Here is a 12,425-nt window from a genome sequence, read left to right as displayed (position 1 = left end):
TGGGGGCTGGGGGAAAGTGGGAAAGTTACCAATTCCCAATTCCCAATTCCCAATTCCCAATTCCCAATTCCCTTCCCCAATTTCATCGTAATGGTTGTAGAGAATTTGAATGTTTCAGATCAAGCAGGGTGGCGTTACCAGTGCAGAATAATACAGTGGTGATTTCAGCGAACAACACCTCAACTAAAGCGTCGAGGGCCTCTTCTGATTCAACGGCTGCTTGTAGGAAAGGCCATGCTAGACCAGCTAAATCTGCTCCCAGCGCGATCGCTTTTGCCACTTCCAAACCCGTCCGCAATCCTCCGGAGGCAATTAAGGGAATATCGGGGGCAACTGCTCGAATATTTGTAATACATTCTGCTGTTGGCAACCCCCAATCAGCAAATGTTAATCCCAACCGTCGCTGCTGGGCATTTTCCGCTCGTTCACTCTCCACCTTTGCCCATGATGTCCCACCAGCCCCAGCAACGTCAATGGCGCTCACACCCGCCTCGATTAACTTCACAGCAATTGCTGCTGAAATTCCATTGCCCACCTCTTTTGCTATCACTGGCACAGATAATTTACTGCATAAATCAGCGATTCTGTCAAGCAGACCGCGAAAATTAGTATCGCCTCTGGGTTGAATGCACTCTTGCAGGGGATTGAGATGCAAAATCAGCGCGTCGGCTTCCAGCAAGTCAACTACGCGCAGACATTCATCAATGCCATATTTATAGTTAAGTTGTACTGCGCCCAAGTTAGCAAATAAGAGAATATCAGGAGCAAGCGATCGCACCGCAAAAGTATCGGCAACTTGGGGATTCTCCACCGCCACCCGCTGGGAACCCACCCCCATCGCTAGTTTGTAGCGTTGCGCCGCCTCAGCAAGACGATAATTAATTGTCCTTGCCTGTTGGGTTCCTCCAGTCATTGAAGAAATCAGCAATGGCGCACCCAGATTTTTACCCAGAAACGTAGTTGATATATCAACTTCACTGCGGTCTAGTTCTGGCAAACAACAATGGGTGAAGCGGTAGCCCTCAAACCCACTTTTAGTCTGATGAAATTGCACATCTTCATCCAGACAAATCCGCAGGTGGTCTGCCTTTCGCGTCTGGGTTTCTCTCATAGCTCAAAAATCTATACTGGCAGGTTTATCGACAATCTCGATTGTCGCACCGACGCGATCGCTCACCCAAAACACCTCTCAAAACTTTATTAACTCCACAGCATCCCGTCCATCACTATCTTGCAGGTAAACCTTAACCTGTTCTTCCTTCGACGTTGGCAGTTTCTTCCCAGTAAAATCCGGATGAATCGGCAACTCCCGATGTCCCCTATCCACCAGAACCGCTAACCAAATCGCCGCTGGTCTACCATAATCATTAACCGCATTCAAAGCAGCGCGGACGGTGCGCCCCTTATATATGACATCATCTACCAGCACCACCGTCTTACCCGATAGATCGAAAGGAATGTCAGTTTTCTCAGGCGTTCGGATGCCAATTTGATCCAAGTCATCTCGATAGAACGTAATATCCAAAGCCCCCACCGGAACTTCAACTTGTTCGAGTGCTTCTATCTGACGCGCCAACATCTGGGCTAATGCTACGCCTTTAGTGTAAATGCCTACTAGCACTAGCTCAGACAAGTCTCGTGACTTTTCCACCACCTGAGAGGCTACGCGGTTAAGGGTACGACGGATTTCGTCGCAAGAGAGAATTTCTACAACTTCGGAAGACATATTAAATCTACGGATTTAGTAGGGCATCTGAATCATAATCGTTGTAGTTTAATTGAAAAAGCCGTTCTATTAAACTTATTTGTTTAGAAGCGGTCGCCTCGTTTTCTTAAAACTTGCTGTGCGGCGGTCGCCGCACAGCTGAAGAATTAGTCAGCTGCAAGTGCTGATTTGGTACTCTGTCCTACCACTCCGTCAGGATATAGCCCATTGGCTTGTTGAAATCTTTTCACAGAGGATTCTGTTAACGAACCAAAGTAGCCAGTAATCGGCCCGTTGTAGTAGCCTCCGCTTCTCAAAACTTGCTGAAGCGTAGTTACACCAGAACCACTGCTTCCACGTCGTAAGGTGCTGCGACCAAAACCACCACCAGTTATAGGACTTTCACCACCACGACCTTCTAGTGCGGCTAAAGTTCTAGAGCCAGCTATGCCATCTGCTATTAGTCCATTGGATCGCTGAAATCTTATGACAGCTGCCTTAGTCAGATCGCCATAATATCCAGTGACCGGGCCATTATAATAGCCTGCGATTTGGAGATTTCTTTGCAGGGTGGCTACTTGAGAGCCGCTATTGCCTCTCCCAAGTGCCAGGGCATTACCAGCTGTACCCAGGACTGCTAAGGTGAGGGCAAGGGATAGCAAGCGAAAACTTGCTTTTTTAGGGAAGTTTTTCCAATTCAGTCCTGGGAATAATTTAACTTCGCGAGCCTGAGATTGAGAATCTTCGTAGGCGGTGGATAGATGAAGGTATGCAAGAGTTTCCATAGTTTTAGTGCAAAATTTTTACAGAAAGTTAAAAAGTAAATACACCCAGTTGGATTTTGAATAGGCTCGATTTCCCTAGAAGGAATTCTAGGTTTACGAACCCGGAAGGCGATCTAAATCCATATCAGGGCTTGAAACTAGATCCAATCTATGCTATGGCCTACTTAAGTACCATCGCCCGATGGATTCACCCAAACGGGCGATCGCATAAAAATAATGATGATGCCTGGTGATTTATACGGACAGTATTATTAGGGTAGCGATCGCTATTCCTAGCCAAATCAGAAAGCAATACCGCGTTAGCTGCAATGCTCGATGAATTTCTACTGAACTAATCGGGTTAATCCCATCTCCCAGTAGGGGTTTGTGTTTAGCAACGCCGCGATACCAGTTTGTTCCTCCTACTTGGACTCCCAAAACTGCGGCATAGGCGCACTCACTCCAACCAGAATTAGGACTGGGATCTTTAATAGCATCCCTCTGGCAGACGCTCCAAACATACCCCGGCTTTCGGGATATTAAAGCTAAAGTAATTACAGTTAATCGGCAAGGCAACCAAGTAAGAATATCTTCTAATTTGGCACTAAACCAGCCCAAATCTGTGTAGGGTGCTTCCTTGTAACCAACCATAGAATCAAGGGTACTGGCAGCTTTGTAGGCAAGGGCAAGGGGAACAGCTTCGACATGGGGTAAAAATGCTCCGACAATGGCATAAAAAAGTGGTGCCATTACTCCATCGGTGGCGTTTTCGGTTACGGTTTCCAAAACAGCGCGGAGGATTTCTGATTCTGATAAATTTTCAGTATCGCGTCCTACATATTGACTCAATTTGGAACGGGCAGTGATAATATCGCCTGAATTTAGAGGTTGCAATACATCTTCAGCTGCGGCTCGCAAACTGCGACCAGCGAAACAACTGGCAAGTAAAATACTCTCTAGAGCAATTCCGATAAAAAGATGTAGCGAGTGGGCGGCTTGAACAATTAACCACCCTACAAAGTAGCTGCCTAAGTTTAGCCCAACTGCGAGAATAATTCCTGCCCATCGCAGTGCGAGGGGATGCTGCCATATTTTGAAGACTATTTGGGTATAGCGAGAAATTATCCAGCCCATGACTCGTACTGGATGAGGCCATCCCCAAGGATCGCCGATGATGTAATCAATACTGGCAGCGATCGCTAAAACAACAAACAGCGATGGGTCAGCAGTCATTGGTTCCTAGTTTCTAGTCTCCAATTTATTTAAGAATGACTAATGACTAATGACTAAACAACAAAACTGGTTTCTTCCCCTTGGGCTGCTTGCCAGCTACGAGCGTCATAGTATAAGTCTGCCAATGTAATACTGTACAACGCTTCTTTAAGTTTTTGGTGCAATCTGTGCCAAAGAGTAAATGTTACCCAATCTTCCGCAAGCTCTGCGTCTGGGGTGTGGCGAGGTAGCGGTTCAATTGTTTCGCCTACTGCTTCTAATATTTGTCCGAGGGAAATTTTTGCAGGTTCGCGGGACAGTTGATATCCCCCATGAGCGCCTCGAACTGAGTTGACTAAACCAGCTCGTCGCAATTCTATCAACAATTTTTCCAGATAGGGTGCGGGGAGGTCTTGCCGATGCGCGATCGCTTTTACTGAAGTCGGTCTATACCCTGGTTGTAAACTTAAATCCAGCAGTGCCTTTACACTGTAGTGTCCGCGAGTTGTCAGCTTCATACTGGTAAAAAGGGTATTGGGAAAAAATGATTGGGGATAATGACTTGGAAATTAACACTCGCCATTCCCCATTCCCCGTCCCCCATTCCCCGTTCCCCTACATCCTACACTCTTTAATCTTTTTTCACATTGATGCTTTCAAAGGAACAACCATCATTGACTTACCTGAGTTGTTCACAAGGTACAGATATTTATACTTATTCAACAGTCTGATAAAAAAAGTTCTCCTTTAAGGAATACAAATATATTGAATTAATAAAGCGATATCTGTATGATATAGTTTTATGAGCTGATATAAAGCTAAGGTTTTTTATTCTTAGCTACTGTCAAGCTAAAGCACCATGCCCGCCCTCTATTACTTACTTCTCGTTGCAAGTTGATGAATAAAAAGAAAAAAATCGAAACTCTAACTGGTGAGACGCTAGTCAAAAAAGTTAAAGAGTTAGAAAACCTCAGCAAAGAAGAAAAGGCAAGAGCCTGCGGCTACTACACCGTTACAAAAAGCGGCGTAGAGCGAGTAAATATGATGAAGTTCTTGAATGCCCTTATTGATGCGGAAGGGATTGAGTTAGACGGCAAACAAAACGGCAATGGACGAGGAGGCCGCAGTGCCAGCTATAGAATCAGCGTCCAGTCTAACGGTAATTTGCTGATAGGCTCTGCTTACACTAAACAGATGGGTCTCCAATCTGGGGATGAGTTTGAAATATCTCTGGGACGGAAACATATTCATCTGCGACAACTTGACCGGGAAGAAGGAGACTTAGACGAAGAATTAGAAGAGGCATCCTGATTCAGGGAGTCGTTAGTCATTAGTAAAAACGCCTGACGAATGTAGAGACGTTGTATGCAACGTCTCTATACCCGGTTAAGGCAATATGTAAATTGGCTTTTGCAGGAGATGCGGTGGGAGCGGCCTGCAAAAGCTAGTTATTAGTTATCAGTCGCAACTTCATGACTAATAACTAACTTAGGCAGTTTTCTTGAGCGGCGGTAAATTTAACTCTTTCGGCAGTGTCACAGGGAGATAGCGACGCAATGTTTTGCGAGTAGCGGCGACACTGCACGCCAAAGCAATTCCATCTTTTTCCAAGACACCTAATACATGATGAGGATTATTCGGGTCAACAACTGGTAACTGGTGGAGTCCCCGCGCCGCCATCCGGTCTAAGGCATCAGCCACAGGTTCATCAGGAGTTGCATACAGAATTTCAGTTGTGCAGATATCAGCAAGCGACTGATAAGCCAAATTGTCAGTCAAGTTGGTAGCGGCGCTGCTTAAAACGTTGGTTTGGGCTGAGGAAATCACAGGCGATCGCCCTACAGACATCGCTCGATTAATATCCTGTAAGGTGACAATACCAATTAACTGCTGGGTGTCGTCAATCACTAAAGCACTGCGAGAACGACTATTAGTTAAAGCTAAACCTGCCTCTAAAACTGAAGAAGAAGCAGCCAGCATCAAACAAGGTGTTTGCATTGCTTCTGCAACTGGCAATGAAGTTAAAATTTCCTGTTGAGAAAGGTCTTTTTCCACATTAATATCCATCTGCTGGACGTTTTGACCTTTGGTTGGCGCTGGCTTGAGTCGATCCACCAACCAGACACTTAAGCCGACTGCTGCCATCAGCGGCAAAACAATCCGGTAGTCCCGCGTTAGCTCAAACAGTAGCAGAATCGATGTCAGGGGCGCTCTGACACTGCCTGCAAGGACTGCTGCCATCCCCACCATTGCATAAGCAGGTGGTGCGGCAATGTGCGCGGATGCAGGCGCTAACACTGCTGCCAAAATTTTGCCGTAAGCTGCCCCCACCGAGGCACCCAGGAACATCGCCGGGGCAAAGATGCCGCCAACCAAACCACTACCCGCACTAATTGCTGTCAGCACTAGCTTAAATACCAGCAGGGTAAGCAGTAACCCCAAAGAAAAATCAACATCCTGAAGCATGGCGGCAATTGTTTCATAGCCGATGCCGAGAATTTGGGGTAGATGTAAAGCCACTAAGCCGAGACTTGCACCGCCAATTACCGGACAAAGCGATCGCGGCACCCTTTGCATCCATTCAAAACCGGCAATTTGCCCGCGAAAGAAACGCCGCGACAGTTGAATTGACTGGGTGTAAGCCAGCGATACCAAACTCGCTAATATACCCAGTCCCATATAAAGAGGTAATTCTAGGGGACTGCGGACTTCATATACTGGCAGAGTGAAAGCTGGTTGACCGCCCAACCCAATCTGAGCAATCAAAGATGACACAACTGCTGCTAGCAACACCACGCTTACTGCTGAAGTCGCGAAAGTAGTTCCCAGCACCACTTCTAAGGCAAAAAATACCCCAGCAATCGGTGCATTAAATCCAGCCGCAACACCAGCAGCTGCCCCTGCACCCAAGAGTAACTGCTGCCTCTCTCTGGAAACTTGCAGCACTTGACCCAACAGCATCCCAAAATTAGCACCAATCTCCGCGCTAGGCCCTTCCGGCCCCAACGAGGCTCCCGTACCCAAGGAAACAGCAGCTGCGACCATCTTCGTAACTGGTCGCAGGGGTAACACTTCTTTCGCGCCTTGTGTAGCAGCAATTAGTGAGGAAATGTTGGGGCCAAAGTCAGGCCAAGCAAGCCGCATTAATCCAACAATTAATCCGCCAATTGTAGGAACGCAAGCTAGAGTCCACGCACCCCAGCCGGAGATTAAGCCCATCAAATTCTCCAGCATCAAGCTGTGAATCAGATGTATTAAGTAGTGAAATGTAACTACACCCATTCCTGTACCTGTGCCAATTAAGACAGCCAGGAGGAGAACCACCGTTTCCGGTGAGGGTTGGATGTGGTTGATAACGTGAGTAACGCGAGACGCAGGGGAAGCAGGTGCGGATGATTCCGACAGCAGGACATCTGACGAAGTAGTGGCGGTCATTGAGGAGGTTTGGGAGTAAAAATGAGAAGAAGCTTAATTTTTATTTATAAATCTCATTCTAACCGCGAGTTATCAGCTATAAGCTATAAGCTATAAGGTTTTTATTGAAAATGGGAATTGGTTTATTTTAAGGTGCGTAAATATACTCACAGGCTTCAAGAAGCCTGGGAAGGCAGGCTTCTTTTGCGTAGCCGCGACTTTAGTCGTTAGGCTTCTTTGTAATTAACAGCCAACCCTCTGCCTTGTTAATCGATTTCACACCCTGGAATTTCAGCTTGTCAAAGGTGGGTTGGTCAACTAATAAATAAGGTGAAGGTGCTGTTTTCCAAAGTTGTTTGAGTTGTTCGGGTGTATTGGGGATGACTTGGCGATCGCTATAAAAATTCAGAGAAGGACGTTCATCGGGAAAAGATGTATAAATCTTTTCCCCGATAGGAGTGCCGCGCTTAACTATGGCAGCAACGGGTTTAACAGGATATTGTTCTGCCAACTCCCAAACCCAGTGAGAGGATGTCATAAATATCGTCAGCGTCACATAGGTTCCCCAAAACAAAATTGGGATGAATTGCAGATTTCTTCGGGACACTAAAAATGCTGCTACAAGTAAAGTCATAGCAGCAGATGCCAGCACCAGTGACAAATGCCAGTCTAGTTTGGGAGCGAAAACCGCAAAATAAATACTCCCAACAATAGCAACTAAACCCATCACTGTTAAACAAGGTGTCCAAAAGCGGGGATAAGATTGACTGCTGGGCCAGTACCAAACTTCAGCTAGTTTTGCACCAGAGAATAAAGCTAATGCTGGGTAAATTGGCAACACATACCAGGGAAGTTTGGTTCCCATCACCGAGATGGCAACTAAATAAACACCACCCCATATCAATGCTAATTTTGCCCAGCTTGAAGTGCGATTTTCCCAGGCGAGGCGAACCCCTTGGGGAAAGAAGAGTAACCAAGGCCATGCGTATTTTAAAATTTCCAGCAAGTAGTACCAGGGAGGCCCAGCGTGATTCTCGACTGGTATCCAAATCCGCTGCAATGATTGATTGAAAATGCCGATGTTGATAAACATCTGCTGGTAGCGCCACAGTTGGGCAGCATACCAAGCGGCAACTGGCGCACTGCCAAGCAGCAAACCGCCCCAGAGATAGGGAGAGGTGAGCAGTCTAGGAGTATCCCAAGCCAAAAATATTAACGCGATCGCGCCCAGCAATAATCCCAGAATGCCTTTAGTCAGGCAAATCAGCCCAAACCCCACTCCGGCACCCAGTGCATAGCGCAAGTCTCGACGACTTCGCAACACGCACCACATCATAAACATCAAAAAGCACAACACCGCCCCATCCAACATCGCCAGTCGCCCATGACGCACCACTGGCACTAAAGTTAGATAAGTCAAAGCTGAGAAAAGAGCTGGAATACGTTGCCGAAATAATTCCCTACCAATTCCATACAGCAGCGGCACTGAGAAGGCTGTTAGCATTGCCCCAGGCAAGCGCGATGTCCACTCATTGACACCGCCAACCTTGTAAGCTCCGGCAATTAGCAGATGCACCAGAGGCGGCTTATTTAGATATTCTGTACCAGATAGCGTCGGATAAAGCCATCGCCATGAGCCTGCTGGTGCCTGCAAAATTTCACGCGCAACCTGAGCAACTGTACCCTCATCCCAATCTCGCAAAGGTAGTCCGCCCAAATTAATCCCAAACAAGACAATAGCCGCTAGGAGCAACCCCAAAACCCAAAGCCACTCAACCCATCTGTCAGCTCCAATAATCTTGTTTTTTGAACGGCCCCAAGCAAAAGTTTGACGATCCATATTTAACAACGCTCGTGCTATCTAGCGGCAATCAGAAGCAACTTCCTGCGATCTAACTCTTTAAATCATCTGATGAGGATCGCCTATAGCAATTCCAGGGTTAGGTGCCATACATCTGTAGGGATATGGCATTGCCATGTCCCTACCAACATGGACTGAACGTCAGAACCGCGATATATTCCACCCAACTGAGAAACGCTATAGTAAGTTTCCATCTACTATTAAAGTTTGCATAAATCTATAAATAGAGCCGCATTTTCTATCTTAAAGCGGCGCGGCAAGACTTTTGTTAGGCATACACCAATAATGTATGGAAATGCTATCGGGCAACTAAATCATATTTAATCTAGTCTAAACTAGGCAAGAAAATCAACTTCACGAAGTTTGTATGTGGATGCGAAACTATCAATTAGTCGTGCTGGTTTGGTAGCTGTTGTTTTGGGAACCACTTTGGGGGGAGGCTTTTGGGCTGGTCAAGCTACTGCACAGCCTGAATATCAACCCCGGATGCGGTCTGCACTGGCAAATTTGAAACAAGCTAAAACCCATTTGGAAAAAGCTTCTACCGATAAAGGAGGTCATCGGGCAGCAGCGCTACGTTTAACAAACCAGGCAATTACAGAAGTTAATAGAGGCATCGAATACGACCAAAAAAATCCTAGACGCTAAAGTGCTAATTGTTTTTAAAGCGATTAGGGATATTAAATAAAGGGATTGGGGATGAAATCTCTGATTGGGCGGGGTTCGTCGCATTATTTATTTAGTTAAAAAATATAAAATTTACTGCTTTAACAGACACAAGTTGAACTAAGAGTTAATTACTAAAAGATAAAAACCAGCTTTAGTTGCCACGCTTCCGCCTGTCGGGTAATTTCAATTTGACGAATGAATTCTCGAAAGTAAAATCTTCGCTCTGATTCTGATAAGTCTAGCCAGAATTGGGGGATGGAAACTGCTTGCGCGATCGCTTGCAAATTTACTGGCGGTAAACTCGCTAACTTTCCTTGTAGTTGAGATATTTCTGTGCGAAGTTTGTAGGCGCGTATATCGGCTGTTTCTGAATCCAAAATGCCATTAGCAGTTAAATTAGGCAATTGAGCTAAAATATCTTGTCTGGTAGCAATTTGACTTGTAATTGCGCTCTTAATTCCATTCATATTTGGTACATTCATACCCGCTACTGCAAGAGGTAAATCCTGACAAATTCTCTCAATAGTTTCTTGCAAAACTTGCTCGTAGGAAATTGCACCACATTTAGGCTGTTTGTTGCACTTGGTTGGACGCAAATAGAGATATTCTCCCTGTTTGCCACGAGTTGTAACGCGAGTTATCGTCATCGGTGACTGGCACTCCCCACACACAACCAACCCCGCCAAAGAACGATTTGCACTGGCTGTGCGAGGTGGCAAATGGCGGTTACGGCGTATTAGCCGGTCAATCTGTGCGGCTTCTTCCCTGGTAACAATGGGGACATGAGTATCCGAGAGAACCTGACCATTTTGATAAGCTGTGTCACCCCGATAAACTGGGTTAGAGAGCCAGCGTTGTCCGGTAGATACGGAAATTTTCTTACCGTATTTCTTTTCTAGATACCGCACCGCACCGCGCAGAGAACCGTAGAGTAGATATTGTTCAAAAAAATCTTTCACCACAGGCGCTGCACTGCGGTCAAGTATGTAACGGTCTTTACCTCGCTTATAGCCGTAAGGAGCTTTCCCCGGCCCCGGTGAAGCTTTGAGTCGCCGCTTCGCGTGTCCTTGACGGAGACGACGCGATCGCTGGCTTTCCTGAATTTCTTTTAATAATTGGAGCGGTGTTTGATTATACCCTACTGATTCAGTGGTGATGAGCTTGATGCCGAGAGATTCAAGATTGGAGATGCGATCGCATACTTCATCAACCGAGTCTCCCAATTCTTCTAACCGTCGAATCAGCAGATATTCAGCAGGTTCTGCTTGGCAATCTTTTAACAACTGTTGCAGCTGATCTCGACCTCCCAAATCTTGATAAACCCGATCCACCTCCCAACCCCACACATTCGGATTAGGTGTCGATTCCAACAATGGATCGCTGTACAAATACGCAATAATATTCATTGCACTAAGGCGGCAAGGTGCTTTAGTATACTAAAAACACGATACAAGTCATTTCCTCGCCGGATTGAAAAATCATAGGACATATCGTATTGCGGTGTATCTTGTTTGATCAGCTTCAGAAAAATGAAATGGCTGCCATTTGTGACAAATCCAAAACACGGTTTTTCCTGGTTAGGGTTGCCTAACATATAAGCTAAAGCTTGGGGTATCCCTGCGTCTAGGGATAAGCTACTACGTTTAGACTCAATGACGAATATCCACAAATGGTTTCCTAAAACCAGAACATCAATATCTCCCTTAATAACTTCATCCTCATCTTCGACAAAGATTTCTACTCCTTTTTCTCCGTCTATTTCAAAAGGAGGCTGATAAAAACCTGCCAATTCCAGCAGCGGAGACAGTACCACCATTTTGACGATACTTTCTATCATTTGCTGGCGTTCAATCAAATGAAAAAAATTGCTTTTAATCCGGTCTAAAGTTTGTTTTTCTATCTCCGATAGTTCAGGCAAATCAGCTAACCATTCGGTGAAAAATTTGTCATCATTCACCCGTTGTAAGTCAAATTTATCTATCAGATATCCGATGGTAATTTTACTGGCTTGGAGTGTTTGAACCATATTTTTCTCAGTAGTTATTTGTCATTTTTATACCTGACTCAATTCAATTATATTACCGTCTGGATCTTGGGTGAACAAAGCTGCTCTACCAGAGGCACTCATTTGTATGGGACAGTTGTTATTTATAATCTGCTCTTTAGCAGCATCTAAATTTGCCACAGAAAAAGCTAAGTGTCGGTTGCGACCTAACTTTTGGGAATCCACCATATCTGATGGTATAGAGTCAGCGACAATCAGGTGAATTTGAAACTCTCCGACTTGATACCATGCTCCCGGAAATTTAAGCGTTCTATCTATTTTAGATAATCTCAGTACCTTGCCATAAAAATGTTCTGCTCGTTCCAAGTCAGAAACGAGAATAGCTGCGTGGAGGCATTGGATAATTTGCATAGCTGGTTTGGTTAGAGATAGGCGTAATTTTAATTATGCAGCACGTTAGGGATGCGCGATCGCTCTCAAACCACAGACAACCCAATTTAGCCTAACTCAGTGAATGTCATTCAGAGTTAGCTTGAAGAAATAAGCTAAAATTTCCTAATAGCAATGCAACTATAGCAGTCCGAAATGATTCGTGAAGGCAAGATAGCCGACTTCTGTAATAAGTCGGCTATCTGAAGGGCTGGCTCACAACTTAAATAGGATTGCTATAAATCGCATTCAAATAAAATTATAAAGTCCGAGATTTTATATAAGCCAGCTACTTCAGCGGAATTACCAGAAGGTGATTCAGAACACTAAATTTACGCTTCCAGGCTGAGTCTGGCAAGGTTTTCT

Annotated in this window: 13 protein-coding genes; 2 read left to right on the top strand and 11 right to left on the bottom strand. The window is 45.4% G+C overall.

Annotated elements, in window-relative coordinates; genetic code table 11:
- Positions 1–82 precede the first annotated feature (82 nt).
- The 5 genes from fni to H6F74_RS18510 form a co-directional block, all read right to left on the bottom strand.
- Positions 83–1,111, bottom strand: a complete 1,029-nt coding sequence (gene fni, locus H6F74_RS18530; RefSeq protein ID WP_190443669.1) for a type 2 isopentenyl-diphosphate Delta-isomerase — start codon at positions 1,109–1,111, stop codon at positions 83–85.
- Positions 1,112–1,189: 78 nt separating this feature from the next.
- Complete coding sequence (pyrR, locus tag H6F74_RS18525) at positions 1,190–1,726, bottom strand: bifunctional pyr operon transcriptional regulator/uracil phosphoribosyltransferase PyrR (RefSeq protein ID WP_190443668.1); 537 nt, start codon at positions 1,724–1,726, stop codon at positions 1,190–1,192.
- A gap of 146 nt (positions 1,727–1,872) precedes the next feature.
- Positions 1,873–2,490: a peptidoglycan-binding protein gene (locus tag H6F74_RS18520; protein WP_190443667.1), complete on the bottom strand. Its 618-nt coding sequence runs from the start codon at positions 2,488–2,490 to the stop codon at positions 1,873–1,875.
- A gap of 234 nt (positions 2,491–2,724) precedes the next feature.
- Entirely contained in the window at positions 2,725–3,702 is a 978-nt protein-coding gene (gene cbiB, locus H6F74_RS18515) for an adenosylcobinamide-phosphate synthase CbiB (protein WP_190443666.1), read from the bottom strand.
- Positions 3,703–3,755: 53 nt separating this feature from the next.
- Positions 3,756–4,199: an Rrf2 family transcriptional regulator gene (locus H6F74_RS18510; protein ID WP_190443665.1), complete on the bottom strand. Its 444-nt coding sequence runs from the start codon at positions 4,197–4,199 to the stop codon at positions 3,756–3,758.
- 379 nt (positions 4,200–4,578) lie between these two features.
- Here H6F74_RS18510 and H6F74_RS18505 point away from each other — a divergent pair, with 379 nt between their 5' ends.
- Positions 4,579–4,992: an AbrB family transcriptional regulator gene (locus tag H6F74_RS18505; protein WP_190418925.1), complete on the top strand. Its 414-nt coding sequence runs from the start codon at positions 4,579–4,581 to the stop codon at positions 4,990–4,992.
- Positions 4,993–5,169: 177 nt separating this feature from the next.
- On the opposite strand, the gene H6F74_RS18500 is transcribed toward H6F74_RS18505, so the two are convergent.
- From H6F74_RS18500 to H6F74_RS30600, 3 genes are all read right to left on the bottom strand, one after another.
- A complete protein-coding gene (locus tag H6F74_RS18500; RefSeq protein ID WP_190443664.1) occupies positions 5,170–7,116 on the bottom strand; it encodes a chloride channel protein in 1,947 nt (648 codons plus the stop codon).
- A 199-nt stretch (positions 7,117–7,315) separates the two neighbouring features.
- Positions 7,316–8,935 carry a glycosyltransferase family 39 protein gene (locus H6F74_RS18495; protein WP_190443663.1) on the bottom strand — a complete coding sequence of 540 codons (1,620 nt, stop codon included), beginning with the start codon at positions 8,933–8,935 and terminating at the stop codon, positions 7,316–7,318.
- A gap of 83 nt (positions 8,936–9,018) precedes the next feature.
- Positions 9,019–9,150, bottom strand: a complete 132-nt coding sequence (locus H6F74_RS30600) for a hypothetical protein (protein WP_277875813.1) — start codon at positions 9,148–9,150, stop codon at positions 9,019–9,021.
- 175 nt (positions 9,151–9,325) lie between these two features.
- On the opposite strand from H6F74_RS30600, the gene H6F74_RS18490 reads away from it, so the two are divergent.
- Positions 9,326–9,604: a hypothetical protein gene (locus H6F74_RS18490; RefSeq protein ID WP_199301381.1), complete on the top strand. Its 279-nt coding sequence runs from the start codon at positions 9,326–9,328 to the stop codon at positions 9,602–9,604.
- A gap of 152 nt (positions 9,605–9,756) precedes the next feature.
- On the opposite strand, the gene H6F74_RS18485 is transcribed toward H6F74_RS18490, so the two are convergent.
- Genes H6F74_RS18485 through H6F74_RS18475 form a run of 3 tightly spaced genes read right to left on the bottom strand, consistent with a single transcriptional unit; the run spans position 9,757 to position 12,041 of the window.
- Positions 9,757–11,031: a recombinase family protein gene (locus tag H6F74_RS18485; protein WP_190443662.1), complete on the bottom strand. Its 1,275-nt coding sequence runs from the start codon at positions 11,029–11,031 to the stop codon at positions 9,757–9,759.
- The gene (locus H6F74_RS18480) at positions 11,028–11,651 is read right to left on the bottom strand and encodes a type I restriction endonuclease (protein ID WP_190443661.1); all 624 of its coding nucleotides are present in this window, start codon (positions 11,649–11,651) and stop codon (positions 11,028–11,030) included. Before H6F74_RS18480 ends, H6F74_RS18485 begins: the two co-directional genes overlap by 4 nt.
- A gap of 27 nt (positions 11,652–11,678) precedes the next feature.
- Positions 11,679–12,041 (bottom strand): VOC family protein, encoded by a 363-nt coding sequence (locus tag H6F74_RS18475; RefSeq protein WP_190443660.1) that lies wholly within the window; start codon positions 12,039–12,041, stop codon positions 11,679–11,681.
- Positions 12,042–12,425: the final 384 nt, after the last annotated feature.

Origin of the sequence: Trichocoleus sp. FACHB-90, from assembly GCF_014695505.1 — a bacterium.
Classification (GTDB): domain Bacteria; phylum Cyanobacteriota; class Cyanobacteriia; order Cyanobacteriales; family FACHB-T130; genus Funiculus; species Funiculus sociatus.
The sequence above is the reverse complement of the archived record's forward strand: the minus strand, read 5'-3'. Positions and strand labels throughout refer to the sequence as shown.

What these genes read in the sequence shown, in the direction of transcription:
- H6F74_RS18510 (WP_190443665.1), bottom strand. Translation starts at nt 4,199, where the DNA reads ATGAAGCTGACAACTCGCGGACACTACAGTGTAAAGGCACTGCTGGAT.
- H6F74_RS18495 (WP_190443663.1), bottom strand. Translation starts at nt 8,935, where the DNA reads ATGGATCGTCAAACTTTTGCTTGGGGCCGTTCAAAAAACAAGATTATT.
- H6F74_RS18500 (WP_190443664.1), bottom strand. Translation starts at nt 7,116, where the DNA reads ATGACCGCCACTACTTCGTCAGATGTCCTGCTGTCGGAATCATCCGCA.
- H6F74_RS18505 (WP_190418925.1), top strand. Translation starts at nt 4,579, where the DNA reads ATGAATAAAAAGAAAAAAATCGAAACTCTAACTGGTGAGACGCTAGTC.
- pyrR (WP_190443668.1), bottom strand. Translation starts at nt 1,726, where the DNA reads ATGTCTTCCGAAGTTGTAGAAATTCTCTCTTGCGACGAAATCCGTCGT.
- H6F74_RS30600 (WP_277875813.1), bottom strand. Translation starts at nt 9,150, where the DNA reads ATGGAAACTTACTATAGCGTTTCTCAGTTGGGTGGAATATATCGCGGT.
- cbiB (WP_190443666.1), bottom strand. Translation starts at nt 3,702, where the DNA reads ATGACTGCTGACCCATCGCTGTTTGTTGTTTTAGCGATCGCTGCCAGT.
- H6F74_RS18520 (WP_190443667.1), bottom strand. Translation starts at nt 2,490, where the DNA reads ATGGAAACTCTTGCATACCTTCATCTATCCACCGCCTACGAAGATTCT.
- H6F74_RS18480 (WP_190443661.1), bottom strand. Translation starts at nt 11,651, where the DNA reads ATGGTTCAAACACTCCAAGCCAGTAAAATTACCATCGGATATCTGATA.
- H6F74_RS18475 (WP_190443660.1), bottom strand. Translation starts at nt 12,041, where the DNA reads ATGCAAATTATCCAATGCCTCCACGCAGCTATTCTCGTTTCTGACTTG.
- H6F74_RS18485 (WP_190443662.1), bottom strand. Translation starts at nt 11,031, where the DNA reads ATGAATATTATTGCGTATTTGTACAGCGATCCATTGTTGGAATCGACA.
- fni (WP_190443669.1), bottom strand. Translation starts at nt 1,111, where the DNA reads ATGAGAGAAACCCAGACGCGAAAGGCAGACCACCTGCGGATTTGTCTG.